The sequence below is a fragment of the Bradyrhizobium yuanmingense genome (genome assembly GCF_900094575.1).
GTDB lineage: Bacteria > Pseudomonadota > Alphaproteobacteria > Rhizobiales > Xanthobacteraceae > Bradyrhizobium > Bradyrhizobium yuanmingense.
In genome coordinates, this window is sequence record NZ_FMAE01000002.1 from 686,245 (window position 1) to 706,042 (window position 19,798).

Below are 19,798 nucleotides of genomic sequence, written 5' to 3' on the forward strand. Positions count from 1 at the left end.
GCTCGGCGTGCAAAAACAAAAACGGCCGGATCTTCCGATCCGGCCGCTACTCGAACTCTTACTCGGCTAAGCCTACGCCACGCGACGCAACTTAGCCCCCGCCCTTATCCTAAAAATCTCAGCTCGCCTGCTTCGCCGGCTGGGTGTCGCCGACCTTCTTCTGGATGGCGCGCTTCAGCTCGACCGCGCGCGGGGAGAGCGCATCGGTGTTGGCCTTGAGCAGGTAGGCGTCTAAGCCGCCATTGTGGTCGACGCTCTTGATGGCGTTGGTGGAGACGCGCAGGCGCACGTTGCGGCCCAGGGCTTCCGAGATGAACGTCACGTTGACGAGGTTCGGCAGGAAGCGGCGCTTGGTCTTGATGTTGGAGTGGCTGACCTTGTGGCCGACGAGGGGGCCCTTGGCCGTCAGTTCGCAGCGGCGAGACATGGCATAAATCCTTTAGTTCGAACCCCCAACGAGTGCGGCCGCCATTTCGGCGCCACGGGGGCAAATTCTTTCGTCCTTGCAGGGAGCGGGCGGACGTATAGGGGGGAAGGGGCCTTGCGTCAAGGCGACGGGCCGTTTTTGGCCCGTCGTCCCGGGGCAGGCAGAGCCCGAACCCGGGATCTCGTGCCCCGCGCTCGGTGTCATCGCCCGGCTCGACCGGGCGATCCAGTACGCCGCAGGGGCGCGGCTGACCAGAGGCACTGCGGCGTACTGGATGCCCCGCCTTCGCGGGGCATGACAGCTGAGGGTGGGGAGAGCTCGGAACGCCTCCCCTTTACCTTCCGATCACCAAAACGGCAATGATTGTCGCCCCTTACCATCACATAAAGGGCGTATTCGCCGTCGAAGAGTCCGGTGGAGTTCCCGGGGCTGCATGCCCCGACACATTGTTTGTCGCCGGTTTTGGCTTAAGTAACAGCATATCGCGCTCTGATTGGATTGTTTCGTGCCGATAACGCTTCATTTCGCGCAAGTCCTGCGCTCAGCCTGTCTGTGTCGGGGCGTCCGCTTGGACGTCCCCTTGGCCGGCCGGCTGATGGCGCTTTGTGGCCTGGCGGTGGTGCTGGGCTTGGCGTCCGGCGCAGCGCCCGCGGCGGCGCAAGGCAAGCTCGAGGCGCAATATGAGGCGACGCTGGCGGGCATTCCCGTCGGCAAGGGCGCCTGGAACATCGATATCCAGGACGACGTGTTCTCGGCGGCGGCCGCCGGCGGCACCACCGGGCTTTTGAAGTCGTTCACGGGCGGGTCCGGCACCGGCGCCAGCCAGGGGCGCGTCGTGGGCGGCGCGCTGGTTGCGACCGGCTACCAGGCCTCCACCACCACCCAGAAGAAGACCGAAGAGATCCGCATCACCCTCGACAAGGGCAATGTGAAGGATTTTGCCATCCTGCCGGAGCCGCCGGTCGATCCCGACCGCATCGTCGTCACCGAGGCGCACCGCCGCGGCGTGTGGGACCCCATGACGGCCTCGCTGCTGCGCGTGCCCGGCACCGGTGATCCCGTTTCGCAGGACGCCTGCCACAGCTCCGCGCCGGTGTTCGACGGCCGCATGCGCTACGAGCTCAAGCTCGATTTCAAGCGCATGGAGACCGTGAAGGCGGAGAAGGGGTACAAGGGCCCGGTCGTGGTCTGCGCGATCTATTTCGTGCCGATCGCCGGCTACATCCCCGACCGCCCGGTGATCAAATACCTCGCCGCCCAGCGCAACATGGAGATCGCGTTCGCCCCCATCGCCGGCACGCGCATCCTGGTCCCGTTCTGGCTGAAAGTGCCGACCCCGCTAGGCCCGGCCATGCTGGAAGCCACCAGCTTCATCACCGCCCCCCAGCCGCCACGGGTCGCCAAGACGCAGTAGGCGAGGAGGCCGCACCGCTCTCTCCGCCGTCATTCCGGGGCGCGCCCCCTTGGGCGCGAACCCGGAATCCATCAAGCCGCAGAGACGGTTGCGCGATGGATTCCGGGCTCGCGACTGCGTCGCGCCCCGGAATGACGAGCGTTCGGTGGCGCCCTAGCAATATCAACGACTTACCTACTGTGCATGGGGTTGTTTTCGCACTCTTCGTTTGACCAGCCCGCGTGCTCAGGGAATCCATTTGACTCCTCCCCGATTCTGATTCGACTCGCTGCCGTCCCCAGCTTTAACCACCCCGGTCGCTTGTGTGCCCTCGCAAAACTCCATCTAGTGCGCAACCAAGACGAGTCCCGCGACATGTTGCGTGAACGGAACGGGACTCACAGGGGAGTCAGCGATTCGGCCGCGATTCGTTCTAGAGTCGTTCCGAGGCTTAAAGCGAACGGGAAAAGCGTCGCAAAGTGAGACAGTTGCGCGGGATTTGGAGAGGGCGTTTTCACACGCCGGGCGATGACAGCGGCAGCGGGGGCGCCCACCCCAGCGTTCGGAGACATAGCCGACACCTCGGCGTCGCCCCTCCGCCCCATCCAGCACTGACATTCGCCCAAATCGCCATTACCTAATCCGATAGACATGGCTTTTTCCTCCTCCCCCTTCGCCTCCGAGCGCGCACCCGGCGCGGGCGTCACTGCGGTGCTCGGTCCGACCAACACCGGCAAGACCCATCTCGCCATTGAGCGGATGCTGGCGCATCCCTCGGGCATGATCGGCCTGCCGCTGCGCCTGCTCGCGCGCGAGGTCTACAACAAGATCGCCGCTCGATCCGGCGAGGCCAGCGTCGCGCTCGTCACCGGCGAGGAGAAGATCAAGCCGAAGAATCCGCGCTATTGGGTCTCGACCGTCGAGGCGATGCCGCGCGATATCGACGTTTCCTTCCTCGCCGTCGACGAGGTCCAGATCGCCGCCGATCTCGAGCGCGGCCACGTCTTCACCGATCGCATCCTCAACCGCCGCGGCCGCGACGAGACGCTGTTGTTGGGCGCCGCCACCATGCGCCCGATCATCGAGCGCCTGTTGCCGGGCGTGTCCATGATCACGCGGCCCAGATTGTCGCAGCTCGAATTCGCCGGCGACCGCAAGATCACGCGCCAGCCGCGCCGCACCGCCATCGTCGCGTTCTCGGCGGATGAAGTCTACGCGATTGCCGAGCTGATCCGCCGCCAGCACGGCGGCGCCGCCGTGGTGCTGGGCTCGCTGTCGCCGCGCACACGAAACGCGCAAGTGGCGATGTTCCAGAACGGCGACGTCGATTATCTCGTCGCCACCGATGCCGTCGGCATGGGCCTCAATCTCGACGTCGACCACGTCGCCTTCGCCTCCGACCGCAAGTTCGACGGCTATCAGTTCCGCCGCCTGACACCGTCCGAATTCGCGCAGATCGCGGGCCGCGCGGGCCGCGCCACCCGCAACGGCACCTTCGGCACCACGGGCCGCTGCGCGCCGTTCGAGCCCGAGCTCGTCAACGCGCTGCAGAACCACACCTTCGATGCGGTGAAGGTGCTGCAATGGCGCAATTCCAAGCTCGATTTCTCCTCGCTCGGCGCGCTCCAGGTCTCGCTGAACCTCGCCCCCGGCCACGAGACGCTGACGCGCGCGCCGATCGCCGAGGACATGCGCGTGCTCGATCACGCCGCCCGCGACGGCGAGGTGCGCGATATCGCGCATGGCAAGGCCGCCGTGGAGCGGCTCTGGGAAGCCTGCCAGGTCCCGGACTACAGAAAGCTGTCGCCGGCCGCCCATGCCGAGCTGGTGACGACGCTATACGGCTTCCTGATGCGCAAGGGCTGCATTCCCGATGCCTGGTTCGAGTCCCAGGTCACCCAGGCCGACCGCATCGACGGCGACATCGACACGCTGTCGGCCCGAATCGCCCAGATCCGCACCTGGACCTTCGTCGCCAACCGCCCGGACTGGCTGAAAGACCCGGAACGCTGGCAGGGGATCGCGCGGGAGGTCGAAAATAAATTATCGGATGCGCTCCATGAACGCTTGACTGAGCGTTTCGTTGATCGCCGGACCAGTGTATTGATGCGCCGCCTGCGGGAGAACACGAGCTTGAATACTGAAATCGGCAAGACCGGCGAAGTCATCGTCGAAGGCCATGTCATCGGCCGTCTCGATGGCTTCACCTTTGCACCGGATGCGGCGGAAGCCGGCTCCGATGCGAAAGCCTTGCAGGCTGCAGCGCAAGCGGTGCTCGCCGGCGAGATCAACGCGCGCGCCGAAAAGCTGGGCAATGCGCCGGACGAGCAGTTCGTGCTGACGTCCGAAGGCATCATCCGCTGGACCGGCGATGCCGTGGCCCGCCTTGCCGCCGCAGACGAGGCGCTGCATCCGCGCATCCGCATCATCTCCGACGAGCGCCTGACCGGCGCGCCCCGCGACAAGGTGCAGGCGCGGCTCGAGCTCTGGCTCAAGACGCACATCGAAAAGCTGCTCGGGCCGATGTTCGAGCTTTCGAAGGCCGAGGACGTCACCGGCATTGCCCGCGGCATCGCCTATCAGCTGGTCGAGGCGCTCGGCGTGCTCGAGCGTCCGAAGATCGCCAGCGAGCTGAAGGATCTCGACCAGCCCTCGCGCGCCGTGTTGCGCAAATACGGCGTCCGCTTCGGCGCCTATCACATCTATTTCCCCGGCCTGCTCAAGCCCGCCGCGCGTGCGCTCGCCGCGCTGCTCTGGGCGCTGAAGCAGGACAATGTCGATCTCTCCGCGCTCTCGGGCGCGCAGCATCTGGCCTCCTCGGGGCGTACCTCGTTCCCGGTCGACAAGGCGCTGCCGCGCGATGCCTATCGCGTGCTCGGCTACAAGCAGGCCGGCGAGCGCGCCGTGCGCGTCGACATCCTGGAGCGCCTCGCCGACCTGATCCGCCCGGCGCTGGCCTGGCGCGAAAATTCGCCGGGCGAAAAGCCCGCCGGCGCGTTCGACGGCCGCAGCTTCGTGGTGACGCAGGCGATGACCTCGCTGACCGGATCTGCCGGCGAGGATTTCGCCTCCGTGCTGCGCGCGCTCGGCTATCGCATGGAGAAGCGCCCGCCGCTGCCGCCGAAGCCTGTGGTCGCCGAGCAGGTCGTGACCGAGCAGATCGTCACTGAGACCGTCGCGGCCGAGACGCCGCCCGCTGAAGGCAGCGCAGAGACCTCGACCGAGACTGCGGCTGAAGCCGTTGCCGGCCTGCCGGCTGAGGCCCCGGCCGCTGAGGCTACGGCCGAATCCGTCACCGTCGAAGACGCGCCCGGCATGGAGCCGCACGACGAGCCCGCTCCTGCGGAGGCTCACGAGGAGCCGGCGCTGGAAGCGTCTCCGGAAGCGCCCGTCACGCCCGAGGACGCCCCCGGAATCGCGCCGCCCGCAGAAGAGGCTGCGACGCCCGCCGAGGCTGCCGGCCTCGAAGCGGCTGCCGCCGAGACCGCCGCGACGGAAGCTGCTGCATCCCCCGATGCTGCCGCGCCTGAGGCAACAGTCGCACCGGCCCAGCCTGAGCTGGTCGAGGTCTGGCGCCCTGCCGGTCGTCACGAAGATCGCAAGCCGCGCCACGAGCGCCATCGCCATCAGCGCCACAACAACCAGCGTCCGCGGCCCGGCGCTGAGGCTGGCGCTGCACCCGATGCTGCGAGCGCCGCGCCCGGCGAAGCCGCCGACGGCGCGAAGCCGGGCCATCGTCACGGCGGCGGCCATCGCCGCGATGGCGGCCGCGACTTCCGCAAGCCGCGTGAAGGCGGCGAGGGCGGTGAGCGTCGCGACGACCGCAATCGCAGCTTCCAGGGCAAGGGGGACCGCGACAAGGATCGCGATCGCAACCGCGACAACAAGAAGTTCGGCGGAGATCGCGACAAGGGCCGCGACAATCGCGGCCGCGACCGCGACAAGGGCCGCGACCGCCGTGATCGCGAGTCGGGTCCCTCGCTGCGTCCCTACGCCTCGAGCGCGAACCCGCGCGAGCGCGATCGTCCGATCGATCCGAACTCGCCCTTCGCCAAGCTCGCCGCGCTCAAGGAGCAGCTGGGGCGGAAGGAGTAATCCCACGACGACGACGACCGAGCGGCAGCGCATCGACAAATGGCTGTGGCACGCGCGCGTGGTGAAGGCGCGCACCTCCGCGGCCGAGCTCGTCGTCACCGGCCATGTCCGCGTCAACGGCGTGCGCGAGACATCGCCGGGCCATGCGATCAAGCTTGGCGACGTCCTCACCATCGCGCTCGATCGCACCGTGCGCGTGCTGAAGGTCACCGCCTTCAACGAGCGCCGTGGCGATGCCGCTTCGGCTCGCGTGCTCTACGAGGAGCTCGGGACGCGCAATTAATTGCGCTTTCTATTCATTTCTTGGTCGATCAAACACACAAAGCCGTCATGATCGGGCCTTCCCGACCTTGCGGCGCCCGGCCATCCGCGCTAGGCAAGCCGCGACTTCTAAAAGAGCTTTTCGGAGCGTTGGATGACTTACGTCGTCACTGAAAACTGCATCAAGTGCAAGTACACCGACTGCGTCGAGGTCTGCCCGGTCGATTGCTTCTACGAGGGCGACAACATGCTCGTCATCCATCCCGACGAGTGCATCGATTGCGGCGTGTGCGAGCCGGAATGCCCCGCCGACGCCATCAAGCCGGACACGGAACCGGGCCTCGAAAAGTGGCTCCAGGTCAACGCCGACTACGCCAAGAGCTGGCCGAACATCACCCAGAAGAAAGAATCACCTGCCGACGCCAAGGAATTCGACGGCATGGAAGGCAAGTTCGAGAAATATTTTTCTCCGAACCCCGGCTCTGGGGACTAATTCGCGTCCAAACTTAACCCTAATAGCGGCGCTGCCGCCGAAAACCAGCCCTCAAGACCCCTAAATCATTGATTTTTGCGGGAAATGTGCTATATTGGGCACATTAAGCCGAACCCCGTCAGCCCCGTTGGCCCCTCTGGGTTCCCGTGAAACCAAATGTCGAACAGGGGCGTGGCAGTTTCCGCGCGCAGGCTGTGTCACAGAAAACGCGTAAAAAGAGTACTTCAGCGAGGGCTTCCCATAAGGAGGCCAAAAAAGTCGCCGCGGCCAGCCGTAGCGCATCCAAGGGTCGGACCGCGACGAAGGCGCCGGCTGCAAAGTCCTCGAAGAACAAAAGAAGCGCAATGCCTAACAAGACTGCCAAACCGGCCGCGAAAGCGACCGCTGCCAAGCCTGCTGCCGCCAAGCCTTTGAATGTCAAGCCTGTGACTGCCAAGGCCCCCGCTGCCAAGCCCGCCGCGACGAAGGCCCCTGTTGCCGTTGCGCCCGCCAAGGCTCCCGTCGCCGCCAAGCCGGCTGCCAAGCCCGCGGCTGCGCCGAAGGTCGAGGAAAAGAAGGTCGTGACCCAGCGTCAGGGCTTCAAGGCCAACGAGTTCGTGGTCTATCCCGCTCACGGCGTCGGCCAGATCCTGGCCATCGAGGAGCAGGAGATCGCCGGTGCGAAGCTCGAGCTGTTCGTCATCAACTTCATCAAGGACAAGATGACGCTGCGCGTGCCGACCGCCAAGGTCGCCAATGTCGGTATGCGCAAGCTGTCCGATCCGGCCCTGGTCAAGAAGGCGCTGGAGACGCTCAAGGGCCGCGCCCGCGTCAAGCGCACCATGTGGTCGCGCCGCGCCCAGGAATACGAAGCGAAGATCAATTCGGGCGATATCGTCGCGATCGCGGAAGTCGTGCGCGACCTCTATCGCTCGGAATCGCAGCCCGAGCAGTCCTACTCGGAACGCCAGCTCTATGAAGCGGCGCTCGACCGCCTGTCCCGCGAGATCGCGGTGGTGCAGCACTCGACCGAGACCGAAGCGGTCAAGGAGATCGAGGCGCAGCTCGCCAAGAGCCCGCGCCGCAATGCCAAGGCGGAAGCTGCCGAGGGCGAGGCCGACACGGATGCCGAGGGCGATACCGACGATACCGATGGCGACGACAGCACCGTCGCCGACGAGGCCGCGTAAGCCGGCACCGAACGCAAGCAATCAAAAGCCCGGCCGTTTGGCCGGGCTTTTTGTTTGGCTTCCTGAGGCCGCGGGAGTTCGGCTCTACGCGCCGCGCGGCTGGGTCCAGATCGCGATCGGCTGCTGAATGCCGCGGACCGCCCGCGCCTCTCGCGCTTCCAATGACTGAAACGTTGCGGCTGCGCCGCCCAGCTCGGCCTTCGCCTGGCTGACGAGGTCGTCACTTGCCACCAGCGCGCAGCCCAGGGTGCGGGTCAAGGCCTCGAGACGGCTTGCCACGTTGACGGTCGCGCCGATCACGGCAAATTCCAGACAGGTCTGCCCGAGGTCGCCGAGCACCACCGGCCCATAATGCAAGCCAAAGCTCACATGCAGCTTTGGCTCGCCTGACGCTGCCCGCTGATCGTTCCAACGCTCCGCCGCCGCGATCATAGCCTGGGCACATCGCAGCGCGTTGCTGGCGTCGTGCTCGCCGGCAAAGGGCGTTCCGAACGTCGCCATCAATCCGTCCCCGAGATATTTGTCGAGCGTGCCGCTATGGCGGAAAACCTCCTGCTCCATCAATCCGTGGAATTCCCGCAACGTCCGCACAACCTCCTGCGGCGAGCGTCCATCGGCAAAGGCCGTGAAGCCGACGATGTCGACGAACAGCACCGCGACGTGTTGCGTGCGCACCTGCTTCAACGGCTCGTCCTGTTTCGACAATTCCGCCACGACATTGGGGGAGAAGTAGCGCGCTAGGTTGCCGCGCTCGCGCTCCACCGCGGCATGCCGGACCAGGAGGTCGTTGCTGCGGCGGACCGCGAGCGCCAAGGTCATGGCCACGATCATGAAGACGACGATCTCCTGGATGCGAACGTGGAACACGATCTCGCTCGGCGAGATCATCGCAAACAAGCGCTCATCGTTGCCTGTCGCGGCCGCGATGCGGGCCGTCAGCGCAGGATCGCGATCGGGTTGCCACCAGACCCAGGCGATGCCGATGATCCAGAGCGCAGCCGTCCACATGCCGACCGCAATCACAGTCCGCCAGGTATAGGCCAATGTGGCGCCCGCGAGCAGCACGAAGAAATAGATGAAGTTGCCGGAATGGAACTGCATCGCGACCGGCCAGTACGAGGCTCCGAACGGATTGGGAATCACGATGAGGCACGTGAGCAGCGCCAGGTCGCAAAACAGGAGTGCCAATTCCGGCCGTGACACGCCCACCCGCCCAACCCTGACCTGGGCCCAGCCGATCAGTGCGAACAAGCCGAGCAGCGCCACGTAGTAGAGCTGCTCCCAGGCCGGGTTGATCGCCATGATCAGGCAGCCAATGACGACCAGGGCGACATAGCGCGCCCGCACCGCAAGTTGCAGGCCCTCCCGCTTGGCGGACGCCAGCGCGGCCTGTGCGAACTGAACTGTTTCGGCACCGCGCTCGATCGGCGCGGGCGAAGCCGCAGCCGGCAGGTTGAAGCGCTCGACGAGCATTGTCACGGCAGTCTCCTCACAGTCTCCACACTTGGGCCTTCAGCCGCTGGTTCGCTGCGCCCTTGCCGAGACGCTGATTTCATTCCGGCGGCCTTCTCCGTCAGCCGCTGCCGCAACCGACGTCCACCAGTTCCCCAAGGCATCGATCAACGGCACGAGCGCGTGACCGGCGGCCGTCAGATCGTACTCCACGCGCAACGGATAACCGCCGAATTCCGTGCGGCTGACGATGCCGGCGTCCTCCAGCTTGCGGAGCTCGAGCGCGAGCATCCTGTGCGAGATGGTCGGATTGTCTCGGCGCAAGTCGCTGAAGCGCTTGGTGCCCTGCTTCAAATAATAGATCAGCAGCGTCGGCCAGCGACCGCTCAGAATCTGCATCACTTCCTCGATCGGACATCTCGACACGAGATCCTTCATCGGCGCCTCCAGGTTACAAAAAAGTTCGTAATTTACTTGATGCGGCGAGCGGCTAGGGTCGCATCACCGCTGCGCAGCGTGATCATCAGAAATCACGGAGAATGGATCATGGACCCAATTCTACTCTACGGCTTTCCGAAGGGAAGCTCCATGGGGCTCGTTGCGGCTCTCGAATGGCTGGGCAAGCCATATCGGCTGTGTCGGATCGATATGTTGGGCGAGATGCGAAACCCGTCATACGCCCGTATCAATCCGCGACACGAGACGCCGGTCTTTATCACCGGGCAGGGCGAGGTGCTGACGGAAACGATGGCGATCGCGGCCTGGCTAGAGGCCAGGGATGTCGAACGCCGCATCAGCTTCGATCCCTCTTCGCGGCAAGCCGATCGCATGCATCAGCTCATGGCATTCGTGAATACCGGTTTCACCGCCGCCTTCGCGCCGCTGTGGGCCGCATTGGAAGCCGAAGCCATGGAGCCTGCCGCGAAGTCGGTCCTGCGCGCCTTCGGCACAGCAAGGGTCATCGAGCGTCATGACAAGCTCGAAGAAATGATCGAAACGCAGCAATTTCTGCTCGGGGACCGGCCGACCCTCGCCGACGCCGTGCTTGTCGGTGTCGCACGCTGGCTCGACTTCCACGCGGTCGCGGAGAGGAGCCGCTGGCCGAAGCTGGCGGCGCTGCGCGCGCGCCTCGAAGCCGATCCCGCGGTCCTCTACGCCACCGCTCTGGAGGACGGCGGGTCTGATCCGGGAACGGGATCGTGCACAGGCCACGTCGCGCTAGCCGAATTGATCGCGCAGTTCGGCAAATAGCGGCCGGTGCGCACGCCTCGTCCTTCGAGACGGCGTTGACGCGCCTCCTCAGGATGAGGCTCATCAGCATCAGTGCTCGTTGAAAACTGCTGCCGCGCACTCCGCACTCATCCTGAGGAGCCCGCTTAAAGCGGGCGTCTCGAAGGATGGGCCGCAGGGAATGCTCTCAAATGGCGATAGCGCTCCTACTTCACCGGGCGCTTCTCGAGCTTCCTCGCCAGCGTCCGCCGGTGCATGCCCAGCCGGCGGGCCGCTTCCGAGATGTTGAAGTCGGTCTCGATCAAGGTCTGGTGAATGCGTTCCCATTCCAGCGTCTTGATCGAGGTCGGCCGCGAATCGAGCGCGACCTCGGCGTTGCCTTCGGCCTTGTGGAAGGCGGCCTCGATGTCGTCGGTGTTCGACGGCTTTGCCAGATAGTGGCAGGCCCCCAGCTTGATCGCCTCGACCGCGGTGGAGATGCTGGCAAAGCCGGTCAGCACCACGATCAGCATGTCGGGATCGTGCTTGTGCAGGAGCTCGACGCAGGCAAGGCCCGAGGCGCCGCCGAGCTTGAGGTCGACCACGGCATGACCGAAGGTGCGTTCCTCCAGCACCTGGCGCACCTCCTCGATCGAGGCGGCCAGCACGACATCGTAGCCGCGGCGCTCGAACGAGCGCTTCAGCGTGCGGGCGAAACCCGCATCGTCCTCGACGACGATCAGCGAACGGTCAGGCGTCAAAATTTCCTCCGATCGCCAATGTTGCGAGCGGCAGCGTGAGGCGCACCGTGGCGCCGCGCTTCCTGTGGTTCTTGGCGCTCACGGTGCCGCCCAATTTGCGCACGACGTTCACCACCAGGAACAGGCCGAGCCCGCCGCCGGCGCGGCCCTTGCTCGACTGGTAGGGCTTGCCCAGCTGCGCCAGCATCTCCGGCGCAAAGCCCGGGCCGCGGTCGGAGATCGACAGCACGAGATTGTCGCCCTCGCGCTCGGCGACGAGCTCGACCCACTCGCGCGAGACCTCATAGGCGTTGTCGAGCACGTTGAAGATCACCTGCTTCAGCGCGACGTCGGAGACGATTGCGACGTCCTCGCCGAAGGTGTTGACGAAGTAGAGCGTGCGGGCGGAGCGCGCATTGCGCCATTCGTCGACCAGCGCGGTGACGAAGGCCGTCACCGTCGTCGGTGAGGAGCCTTCACCGCGCGCTTCGCCCGCCGACACCAGGATGCCTGTCACGATCGACTTGCAGCGCTGCAACGAGGTTTCCATCTCCGCGAGGTCCTCGGCAAGCTCCTGATCGGCGGCAAGATCGGGCATGCGGCGCCAGTCGCTGAGGATTACCGAGAGCGAGGCGAGCGGCGTGCCGAGCTCATGCGCCGCACCGGAGGCGAGCAGGCCCATGCGCACGATATGGTCCTGTTCGGCGGCATGCTGGCGCAGCGCCGCCAGATGCGCGTCGCGCTCGCGCAAATTCCTGTTGATGCGGGTGACGAACACGACGAGCAGCACGGCGTTGAGCACGAAGCCCAGGAGCATGCCTGTTACGGTGAGCGTATAGGTCTCGCTCAACAGATTGGGCGGCAGATCGAGCGGCCGGTAGGCCAATGTCAGCCAGACGAAGCTGGCGCAGGTCAGCGCCACCAGCGACCAGGTCGATCGGGCATCGAGCAGCACCGCACCGAGCGTCACCTGGAGCAGGAACAGCGAGGTGAAGGGATTGGTGGCGCCGCCGGAGAGATAGAGCTGCGCGGTCAGCGCGGCGACGTCCAGTATCAAGGCGACCAACAGCTCGTTGTTGGTGATCGCAGCGCGATGGCGCACCCAGACCAGGCTGGAGACGTTGAGCAGCACCAGCGCGCCGATCACCGCGCCCATCCGCTCCAGCGGCAGGGGGATGTCGAGGCCGAAATGCACGGCACCGATGGTCACGATCTGGCCGACCACCGCGGTCCAGCGCAGCTGGATCAGCAGCGCCATGTTCTTGCGGTTGGTCTCGTCCTCGGTCGGCATGGTGCCGATCAGCTCGCTGCGCGCGTCGGCCTGCGATTGCAGCGCGACGGCTTGCCCGTCACGCCCAAGCGTCTGGGAAAGCGTTTTCCCGTCGTCAGGTCGGCTCGACGATCGTTCCAGCATCTGATCCCGTCCTGCGGGCGACGGCATCCGAGCCGCCGGCCTTGTCGTGGACGAAGCGCCTGCGACGGAACAGCCCGCCGCCGAATGTGACGAAAAGTCTGCCGGCCAGCATGAAAGCCAGGGTAAACCACGTCAGCGCGTAGATCAGGTGGTTATTGGGAAAGCGGATCACGGTCAATCCGCCGATTGGGCCGCCGGCGATTTGTGATCCGGCGTCGGCGTCCACGAAGAAGGGCGCGACCTCGCCAAGACCGCGCGCCGTCGCAATGGCGGCGACGTCCCGCGAGTACCAGCGGTTGTGCTGGGGCACGTTGGTCCGCAGGAAACCGCCCTTCGGCTCGGTGATGCGCAGGAGGCCGGTGATCTCGACCCGACCTTGCGGATTGCCGTCCCGGCGCGTCGATGCGTCGCGGCGCTCGGACGGCACGAAGCCGCGATTGATCAGGACCAGCGTGCCGTCGTCGCGCGCAAGCGGCGTCAGCACCCAATAGCCGGGGCCTTCCTCGGTAACGGCCTGAACCAGCGTCTCGCTCTCATGCAGGAAGCGCCCGCTGAGGCTGACGTGCCTGTATTCGTCATTTGCGGCGCTGACGGTGGACCACGAAGCGGGCGAGGGAATCGGCTGAGCCGGCGCGTGGACGCGCTGCTCGACCCGGTCGATCAGCGCCAGCTTCCAGGCGCGGCGCTCGATCTGCCAGACGCCGAGCGCGATCAGAAGCACGAAAGCGATCAGCGAGAGGACGGTGAGCCACAAGGACGGGGGCCGCGCAGCGTTGCTGCGGGCATCTCCGTCCTTGCCTGCCACGGTCCCGGTTTCGCTCACTTCATTCCGCTCATCTGGTGCATCGGCATCATGTTGCTGTTGAGGTGGCTCATCACCCACAGCGAACCCGACAGCGCAATCACCACCATCACAATGGTGAAGATCAGCGCCATCATGGTCCAGCCGTTCTCCGACGTCGTGTTCATGTGCAGGAAGTAGACCATGTGCACGACGATCTGCACGATGGCGAAGGCCATGATCACCAGCGCGGTGATCTGCTTGCTCGGCAGCGCGCCGCTCATCACCAGCCAGAACGGGATCGCGGTGAGCACGACCGAGAGCACGAAGCCGAGCATGTAGCCCGAGAACGTGCTGTGGGCGTGGCCGCCTTCGTGGTGATGGTCGTGCGCGCCGGCTGCGTGGGTATCGGTGCTCATCGCAGAACTCCCAGGAGATAGACGAAGGTGAAGACGCCGATCCAGACCACGTCGAGGAAGTGCCAGAACATCGACAGGCACATCAGGCGGCGGCGGTTGGCCTCGATCAGGCCGAACTTTCCAACCTGCACCATCAGCGTCACCAGCCAGATCAGGCCGCAGGTGACGTGCAGGCCGTGAGTGCCGACCAGGGTGAAGAAGGCGGAGAGGAAGGCGCTGCGCTGCGGCGTGGCGCCCTCGTGGATCATGTGGGCGAACTCGAACAGCTCGATGCCGATGAACGCGGCTCCGAACAGGCCAGTGATCGCCAGCCAGGCCTGCGTCTGCGCGACCTTGTTCTGCTGCATCGTCAGCATCGCAAAGCCGTAGGTGATCGACGACAGCAGCAGCATCGAGGTGTTCACCGCGACCAGGGTGAGGTCGAACAGGTCCTTCGGCGCGGGGCCGGCGGCATAGTTGCCGCCGAGCACGCCGTAGGTGGCGAACAGGATCGCAAAGATGAGACAGTCGCTCATCAGATAGATCCAGAAGCCGAGCGAGGTGCTCCAGCCTTCCGGATGCGGATGCTCGTCGGCGAGGTAGAAGACCGGTTCGCCGGTCTGCGAGGGATGAACAGCGGCAGTCATTTACTTGGCTCCGGCGAGCAGCTTGGTGCGCGCGTCCTCGGTCCGGATGACGTCGTCAGCCGGAATGTCGAAGTCGCGGTGATAGTTGAAGGTGTGGCCGATCCCGACGGCGAGCATCGCGATGAAGCTCAGGGCGGCGAGCCACCACATGTACCAGACGAGAGCAAAGCCCATCGCGGTGGCGAAGCCGGCGAGGATGATGCCGGTGCCGGTGCTGCTGGGCATGTGGATCGGCTTGAACCCGGTGAGCGGACGCTGATAGCCGCGCCGCTTCATGTCCCACCACGCGTCATTGTCGTGAACGACCGGGGTGAAGGCGAAGTTGTAGTCCGGCGGCGGCGAGGACGTCGCCCATTCCAGCGTGCGCGCGTCCCAGGGATCGCCGGTGACGTCCTTGAGCTGCTCGCGCTTGAGCAGGCTGACCGCGAACTGCATCAGCATCGCGAGGATGCCGATGAAGACGAACACGGCACCGATCGCGGCGATGACGAACCAGATCTGCAAGGACGGATCGTCGAACACGCGCAGGCGGCGGGTCACGCCCATCAGGCCGAGCACGTAGAGCGGCATGAAGGCCAGGTAGAAGCCCGTGACCCAGAACCAGAACGACATCTTGCCCCAGAACGGATCGAGCTTGAAGCCGAACGCCTTCGGAAACCAGTAGTTGATGCCGGCGAACGCGCCGAACACCACGCCGCCGATGATCACGTTGTGGAAGTGCGCGATCAGGAACAGGCTGTTGTGCAGTACGAAGTCGGCCGGCGGCACCGCGAGCAGCACGCCGGTCATGCCGCCGATCACGAAGGTCAGCATGAAGGCGATGGTCCACATCATCGGCAGCTCGTAGCGGATGCGGCCGCGATACATCGTGAACAGCCAGTTGAACATCTTCGCGCCCGTCGGGATCGAGATGATCATCGTGGTGATGCCGAAGAACGAGTTGACGCTGGCACCCGAGCCCATCGTGAAGAAGTGGTGCAGCCACACGAGGTAGGACAGGATGGTGATGACGACAGTGGCGTAGACCATCGAGGTGTAGCCGAACAGCCGCTTGCCCGAGAAGGTCGAGGTGACCTCGGAGAAGATGCCGAAGGCCGGGAGAACCAGGATGTAGACTTCGGGGTGGCCCCAGATCCAGATCAGGTTCACGTACATCATCGGGCTGCCGCCGAAATCGTTGGTGAAGAAGTTGGTGCCGACGTAGCGGTCGAGCGACAGCAGCGCGAGCACCACGGTCAGGACCGGGAAGGAGGCGACGATCAGCACGTTGGTGCAGAGCGAGGTCCAGGTGAACACCGGCATCTTCATCATGGTCATGCCGGGGCAGCGCAGCTTGACGATGGTGCAGATCAGGTTGATGCCGGATAGCGTCGTGCCGACGCCGGCGACCTGCAGCGCCCAGATGTAATAGTCGACGCCGACGTCGGGACTGTAGCCGATGTTCGACAGCGGCGGATAAGCCAGCCAGCCGGTGCGGGCGAATTCGCCGATGAACAGCGAGGCCATCACCAGCACCGCGCCGCCGACCGTCATCCAGAAGCTGAAATTGTTCAGGAACGGGAACGAGACGTCGCGCGCGCCGATCTGCAGCGGCACGACATAGTTCATCAGGCCGGTGACCAGCGGCATCGCCACGAAGAAGATCATGATCACGCCGTGGGCGGTGAAGATCTGGTCGTAGTGATGGGCGTTGAGATAGCCTTCGGAGCCGTTGAACGCGAGCATCTGCTGGCCGCGCATCATCAGCGCGTCGGCAAAGCCGCGCAGCAGCATCACGATGCCGAGGATCATGTACATGATGCCGATGCGCTTGTGGTCCACCGTGGTGAACCATTCGCGCCAGAGATAGCCCCAGAGGCGGAAATAGGTGAGGGCGCCGAGCAGCGCGGCGCCGCCGAGCGCGACCACCACGAACGTGCCGACGACGATCGGCTCGTGCAGCGGCAGCGATTCGAGGCCGAGCCGGCCGAAGATGAGCTTGAGAAGGTCAGGAGACATGCGCGTTCTCTTTAGGAATCTGACTTCAGGAATCGGACTTGGGACGCTGTCCGAGGAAGAAGGACGAGGACTTCAGCGGCGTGAACGACGGCCGCTTCAGGCCGGCACCCAGGAGCGGCGCGAAATCGGTCGGAGCCTTGATCGAGGCGGTGGTCTGCCCCTGCGGCGCATCCGGCGTGCAGGTGCCGGCGACGAAGGTCGGCTCGGGTCCGAGCACCGTGCCGCGGCGGGCATACTTGTCGTAGGCGAGCGGCAGGGTGTTGTTCAGGCCCTGATGGCCGTTGCCGCCCTTGGCGTCGATCGCCATCATCTCGCTTTGACACATCTTGCCGGTCTCGACGCACATGTTGAGGATCAGGCGGTAGAGATCGGCATCGACGGTGCCCCAGCGCCGCACCGGCTCGTTCTGGCTGGGCTTCTCCAGCTGGAGATATTCGGCGCGGCCGAGCGAGCCGCCGGCCGACTTGGCGCTGGCGATCCAGGCGTCAAAGCCGTTGTCGTCGAGCCCCTTGAAGTTGAAGTGCATGCCGGAGAAGCCGGCGCCGCTATAGTTCGCCGAAAAACCCTTGTAGGTGCCGGCGTGGTTGACGACGGCGTGGAGCTTGGTCTCCATGCCCGGCATCGCATAGATCTGGCCGGCGAGCGCGGGGATGTAGAACGAGTTCATCACCGAGGACGCAGTGATGCGGAAGGTGATCGGGCGATCGACCGGAGCTGCGAGCTCGTTGACGGTGGCGATGCCGTAGTCCGGGTAGATGAAGAGCCACTTCCAGTCGAGCGCGACGACGTCGACCTCGAGCGGGGCCTTGGACTTGTCCACCGCGCGCTCGGCATGAATGCGGCCGAGGGTGCGATAGGGATCGAGCAGATGCGTGCCCATCCAGGTCAGCGCGCCGAGGCAGACGATGATGAGAAGCGGCGCCGACCAGATCACCAGCTCGAGCTTGGTCGAGTGATCCCAGTCCGGCTCGTAGCGGGCCTCGGTGTTGGACTGGCGGTAGCGCCAGGCGAACAGCACCGTCAGCGCCATCACGGGCACGACGATCAGCAGCATCAGGACGGTGGAGATGATGACGAGGTCGCGCTGTTGCGCTGCGATATCGCCGGCTGGCGCCAGCACGACGTAGTCGCAGCCGCTGAGCGCGGCAGCCAGAGGTAGTAGCGCCAGGATCTTGAGACGAGACACGGGCCGAGCCTTATGAGAATGAGTTTCCTTTGTGGGGCCAAGGGGTAGCTGCGGCGCAACAATCCGGACATTGGACAATTTGTCCAATGTTGCAGTGCGGGAGGTTGGGCCAGATAGGGCCAGATTGCCTGGGCCCCGCCGGGCGGTCGGCTTTGGTTTTCAGGACGTTAAGGGCGCACGAATGGCGACGGCACAGACCCCCGAAATGGCAAACCTCCACACGGGCGAGCACGGCCACGACCAGGCCAGTCCCGGCGAGATCGCCATCGGCGTCATCATCGGCCGTACCTCGGAATTCTTCGACTTCTTCGTCTTCGCGATCGCCTCGGTGATCGTGTTTCCGCGTCTGGTTTTTCCGTTCGCGAGCGAGCTGACCGGGACCCTCTATTCCTTCATGGTCTTCGCGCTGGCCTTCATGGCCCGTCCGATCGGCACCGTCATTTTCATGACGATCGACCGGGAATACGGCAAGACGGCCAAGCTGATCTCGGCGCTATTCCTGCTCGGCACCGCCACCGTCGCGCTCGCGTTCCTGCCCGGATATCAGGAGATCGGCGTCGCCGCGATCTGGCTGCTGGCGCTGGCGCGCATCGCGCAGGGTCTGGCCTGGGGCGGCGCCTGGGACGGCATGGCTTCGCTGCTGGCGCTGAATGCGCCGGCCTCCCAGCGCGGCTGGTATGCGATGGTGCCGCAGCTCGGCGCGCCGCTCGGGCTGATCGTGGCGAGCGCGCTGTTCGCCTATTTCGCCGGCCTCCTCTCGGCCGATGATTTCTTCGACTGGGGCTGGCGCTATCCGTTCTTCGTCGCCTTCGCCATCAATGTCGTCGCGCTGTTCGCGCGCCTGCGCATGGTGACGACGGAAGAATACGCCACGCTGTTCGAGACCCGTGAACTCCAGCCGGCGCGGATCTCAGAGACGGTCGCGCGCGAAGGCCAGACCATCATGCTAGGGGCCTTCGCGCCGCTGGCGAGCTTCGCGCTGTTTCACATGGTCACGGTGTTCCCGCTGTCCTGGGTGTTCCTGTTCACCCACGAAAGCCCGGTGCGCTTTTTGATCATCGAGATCGTCGCCGCCGTGTTCGGCGTCGCCGCGATCGTGGCCTCCGGCATCATTGCCGACCGCGTCGGGCGCAAGTCGCTGCTGATGGGATCGGCGATCGCGATCGCAGTCTATAGCGGCTTCGCGCCGCAGCTGCTCGACGCCGGCGCGTTCGGCGAGACCATCTACATGGTGATCGGCTTCATCCTGCTCGGCCTGTCCTTCGGCCAATCCTCCGGTGCTATCGCCTCGAACTTCCGGCAGGCCTATCGCTATACGGCCTCGGCGCTGACCTCCGACATGGCCTGGCTATTCGGCGCCGGCTTCGCCCCGCTGGTCGCACTGCTGCTCGCCACCAATCTTGGCGTCATCGCCTCGGGTGCGTATCTGCTGTCCGGCGCGTTCTGGACCCTGCTCGCGCTCTGGCTCAGCGGCCAGCGCGAGGCGGGGGACATGGACGCAGGGCGCTGATCACGCAGCGCATGCAGGGTGGGCAACGGCGCTGGTGGCGCCGGGCCCACCTCTAGGCATCACCCCTCCCGCTGCCGCAACAGCGCTTCGACATCCAGCCGCTTGGTGAACATCGTGAGCTTCCCGTCAGGCCCGAACGGCCATTGCTCCCGCGGCTTGTCCCAATACAGCTCCACGCCGTTCTGGTCGGGGTCGCGCAGGTAGAGCGCCTCGCTGACGCCGTGATCGCTGGCGCCATCGAGCGCAATGCCGGCCGCGAGCACCCGATGCAGCGCATCCGCCAGCGCGGGGCGCGTCGGAAACAGGATCGCGGTGTGATAGAGCCCGGTCGCATCAGGCGGCGGCGGTGAGCCGCCCTTGCTCTCCCAGGTGTTGAGCCCGATGTGGTGGTGATAGCCGCCGGCCGCGATGAAGGCCGCCCCCGAGCCCATCCGCTGCATCAGCTCGAAGCCGAGCACGCCGCAATAGAAGCCGAGCGCACGATCGAGATCGGCGACCTTGAGGTGGACGTGGCCGATCCTGGTGCCGGCAGGAATGGTGGGGCTTTGCGACATGTGAATGTTCCCTCGAAAACATGCACGTAAGCCCCGCTTCGAGCCAGTGCTACGGCCAAACTCGAAACCCA

At 65.2% G+C, this 19,798-nt stretch carries 18 protein-coding genes; 7 read left to right on the top strand and 11 right to left on the bottom strand.

The window, feature by feature from the left end:
• Positions 1-118 precede the first annotated feature (118 nt).
• Positions 119-427 carry a 50S ribosomal protein L28 gene (gene rpmB, locus GA0061099_RS08285; protein ID WP_036001998.1) on the bottom strand — a complete coding sequence of 103 codons (309 nt, stop codon included), beginning with the start codon at positions 425-427 and terminating at the stop codon, positions 119-121.
• 592 nt (positions 428-1,019) lie between these two features.
• On the opposite strand from rpmB, the gene GA0061099_RS08290 reads away from it, so the two are divergent.
• The 5 genes from GA0061099_RS08290 to GA0061099_RS08310 all read left to right on the top strand — a co-directional run bounded on the left by GA0061099_RS08290 (position 1,020) and on the right by GA0061099_RS08310 (position 7,838).
• On the top strand, positions 1,020-1,841 hold the full coding sequence (locus tag GA0061099_RS08290; RefSeq protein WP_036020213.1) for a DUF3108 domain-containing protein: 822 nt from the start codon (positions 1,020-1,022) through the stop codon (positions 1,839-1,841).
• A 630-nt stretch (positions 1,842-2,471) separates the two neighbouring features.
• The gene (locus GA0061099_RS08295; protein WP_074447639.1) at positions 2,472-5,915 is read left to right on the top strand and encodes a helicase-related protein; all 3,444 of its coding nucleotides are present in this window, start codon (positions 2,472-2,474) and stop codon (positions 5,913-5,915) included.
• Positions 5,916-5,946: 31 nt separating this feature from the next.
• Complete coding sequence (locus tag GA0061099_RS08300; RefSeq protein WP_074447665.1) at positions 5,947-6,198, top strand: RNA-binding S4 domain-containing protein; 252 nt, start codon at positions 5,947-5,949, stop codon at positions 6,196-6,198.
• 132 nt (positions 6,199-6,330) lie between these two features.
• A complete protein-coding gene (fdxA, locus tag GA0061099_RS08305; protein ID WP_018643465.1) occupies positions 6,331-6,669 on the top strand; it encodes a ferredoxin FdxA in 339 nt (112 codons plus the stop codon).
• Between the two features lie 344 nt (positions 6,670-7,013).
• A complete protein-coding gene (locus tag GA0061099_RS08310; protein WP_074447640.1) occupies positions 7,014-7,838 on the top strand; it encodes a CarD family transcriptional regulator in 825 nt (274 codons plus the stop codon).
• An 84-nt stretch (positions 7,839-7,922) separates the two neighbouring features.
• Here GA0061099_RS08310 and GA0061099_RS08315 read toward each other — a convergent pair whose 3' ends face one another.
• Together GA0061099_RS08315 and GA0061099_RS08320 are read right to left on the bottom strand one after the other, a co-directional pair.
• Positions 7,923-9,311, bottom strand: a complete 1,389-nt coding sequence (locus GA0061099_RS08315; protein WP_036020231.1) for an adenylate/guanylate cyclase domain-containing protein — start codon at positions 9,309-9,311, stop codon at positions 7,923-7,925.
• 39 nt (positions 9,312-9,350) lie between these two features.
• The gene (locus GA0061099_RS08320) at positions 9,351-9,728 is read right to left on the bottom strand and encodes a winged helix-turn-helix transcriptional regulator (RefSeq protein ID WP_036020233.1); all 378 of its coding nucleotides are present in this window, start codon (positions 9,726-9,728) and stop codon (positions 9,351-9,353) included.
• 108 nt (positions 9,729-9,836) lie between these two features.
• Here GA0061099_RS08320 and GA0061099_RS08325 point away from each other — a divergent pair, with 108 nt between their 5' ends.
• On the top strand, positions 9,837-10,541 hold the full coding sequence (locus tag GA0061099_RS08325; RefSeq protein WP_074447641.1) for a glutathione S-transferase family protein: 705 nt from the start codon (positions 9,837-9,839) through the stop codon (positions 10,539-10,541).
• A gap of 185 nt (positions 10,542-10,726) precedes the next feature.
• Here the strand turns inward: GA0061099_RS08325 and GA0061099_RS08330 are convergent, their stop codons facing one another.
• Genes GA0061099_RS08330 through cyoA form a run of 7 tightly spaced genes read right to left on the bottom strand, consistent with a single transcriptional unit; the run spans position 10,727 to position 17,663 of the window.
• Positions 10,727-11,260 (bottom strand): response regulator transcription factor, encoded by a 534-nt coding sequence (locus tag GA0061099_RS08330; protein WP_036020240.1) that lies wholly within the window; start codon positions 11,258-11,260, stop codon positions 10,727-10,729.
• On the bottom strand, positions 11,250-12,653 hold the full coding sequence (locus GA0061099_RS08335; protein WP_036020243.1) for an ATP-binding protein: 1,404 nt from the start codon (positions 12,651-12,653) through the stop codon (positions 11,250-11,252). The genes GA0061099_RS08330 and GA0061099_RS08335 overlap by 11 nt, the downstream gene beginning before the upstream one ends.
• Entirely contained in the window at positions 12,625-13,476 is an 852-nt protein-coding gene (locus GA0061099_RS08340; protein ID WP_036020246.1) for an SURF1 family protein, read from the bottom strand. Before GA0061099_RS08340 ends, GA0061099_RS08335 begins: the two co-directional genes overlap by 29 nt.
• Positions 13,473-13,853: a cytochrome o ubiquinol oxidase subunit IV gene (gene cyoD, locus GA0061099_RS08345; RefSeq protein WP_036001948.1), complete on the bottom strand. Its 381-nt coding sequence runs from the start codon at positions 13,851-13,853 to the stop codon at positions 13,473-13,475. The genes GA0061099_RS08340 and cyoD overlap by 4 nt, the downstream gene beginning before the upstream one ends.
• Entirely contained in the window at positions 13,850-14,479 is a 630-nt protein-coding gene (cyoC, locus tag GA0061099_RS08350) for a cytochrome o ubiquinol oxidase subunit III (protein ID WP_036020249.1), read from the bottom strand. Before cyoC ends, cyoD begins: the two co-directional genes overlap by 4 nt.
• Positions 14,480-16,477 carry a cytochrome o ubiquinol oxidase subunit I gene (cyoB, locus tag GA0061099_RS08355; protein WP_036020252.1) on the bottom strand — a complete coding sequence of 666 codons (1,998 nt, stop codon included), beginning with the start codon at positions 16,475-16,477 and terminating at the stop codon, positions 14,480-14,482.
• A 25-nt stretch (positions 16,478-16,502) separates the two neighbouring features.
• The gene (gene cyoA / locus GA0061099_RS08360) at positions 16,503-17,663 is read right to left on the bottom strand and encodes a ubiquinol oxidase subunit II (protein WP_036020256.1); all 1,161 of its coding nucleotides are present in this window, start codon (positions 17,661-17,663) and stop codon (positions 16,503-16,505) included.
• Positions 17,664-17,844: 181 nt separating this feature from the next.
• Between cyoA and GA0061099_RS08365 the strand changes: the two genes are divergently transcribed.
• A complete protein-coding gene (locus GA0061099_RS08365) occupies positions 17,845-19,173 on the top strand; it encodes an MFS transporter (protein WP_036020259.1) in 1,329 nt (442 codons plus the stop codon).
• Positions 19,174-19,232: 59 nt separating this feature from the next.
• Here the strand turns inward: GA0061099_RS08365 and GA0061099_RS08370 are convergent, their stop codons facing one another.
• Complete coding sequence (locus GA0061099_RS08370) at positions 19,233-19,727, bottom strand: VOC family protein (protein ID WP_036020262.1); 495 nt, start codon at positions 19,725-19,727, stop codon at positions 19,233-19,235.
• Between the last annotated feature and the right edge of the window lie 71 nt (positions 19,728-19,798).

Coding starts and splice junctions, on each gene's coding strand:
- rpmB (WP_036001998.1), bottom strand. CDS start 427: ATGTCTCGCCGCTGCGAACTGACGGCCAAGGGCCCCCTCGTCGGCCAC.
- GA0061099_RS08295 (WP_074447639.1), top strand. CDS start 2,472: ATGGCTTTTTCCTCCTCCCCCTTCGCCTCCGAGCGCGCACCCGGCGCG.
- fdxA (WP_018643465.1), top strand. CDS start 6,331: ATGACTTACGTCGTCACTGAAAACTGCATCAAGTGCAAGTACACCGAC.
- GA0061099_RS08310 (WP_074447640.1), top strand. CDS start 7,014: ATGCCTAACAAGACTGCCAAACCGGCCGCGAAAGCGACCGCTGCCAAG.
- GA0061099_RS08315 (WP_036020231.1), bottom strand. CDS start 9,311: ATGCTCGTCGAGCGCTTCAACCTGCCGGCTGCGGCTTCGCCCGCGCCG.
- GA0061099_RS08320 (WP_036020233.1), bottom strand. CDS start 9,728: ATGAAGGATCTCGTGTCGAGATGTCCGATCGAGGAAGTGATGCAGATT.
- GA0061099_RS08325 (WP_074447641.1), top strand. CDS start 9,837: ATGGACCCAATTCTACTCTACGGCTTTCCGAAGGGAAGCTCCATGGGG.
- GA0061099_RS08335 (WP_036020243.1), bottom strand. CDS start 12,653: ATGCTGGAACGATCGTCGAGCCGACCTGACGACGGGAAAACGCTTTCC.
- cyoD (WP_036001948.1), bottom strand. CDS start 13,853: ATGAGCACCGATACCCACGCAGCCGGCGCGCACGACCATCACCACGAA.
- cyoC (WP_036020249.1), bottom strand. CDS start 14,479: ATGACTGCCGCTGTTCATCCCTCGCAGACCGGCGAACCGGTCTTCTAC.
- cyoB (WP_036020252.1), bottom strand. CDS start 16,477: ATGTCTCCTGACCTTCTCAAGCTCATCTTCGGCCGGCTCGGCCTCGAA.
- GA0061099_RS08365 (WP_036020259.1), top strand. CDS start 17,845: ATGGCGACGGCACAGACCCCCGAAATGGCAAACCTCCACACGGGCGAG.
- GA0061099_RS08370 (WP_036020262.1), bottom strand. CDS start 19,727: ATGTCGCAAAGCCCCACCATTCCTGCCGGCACCAGGATCGGCCACGTC.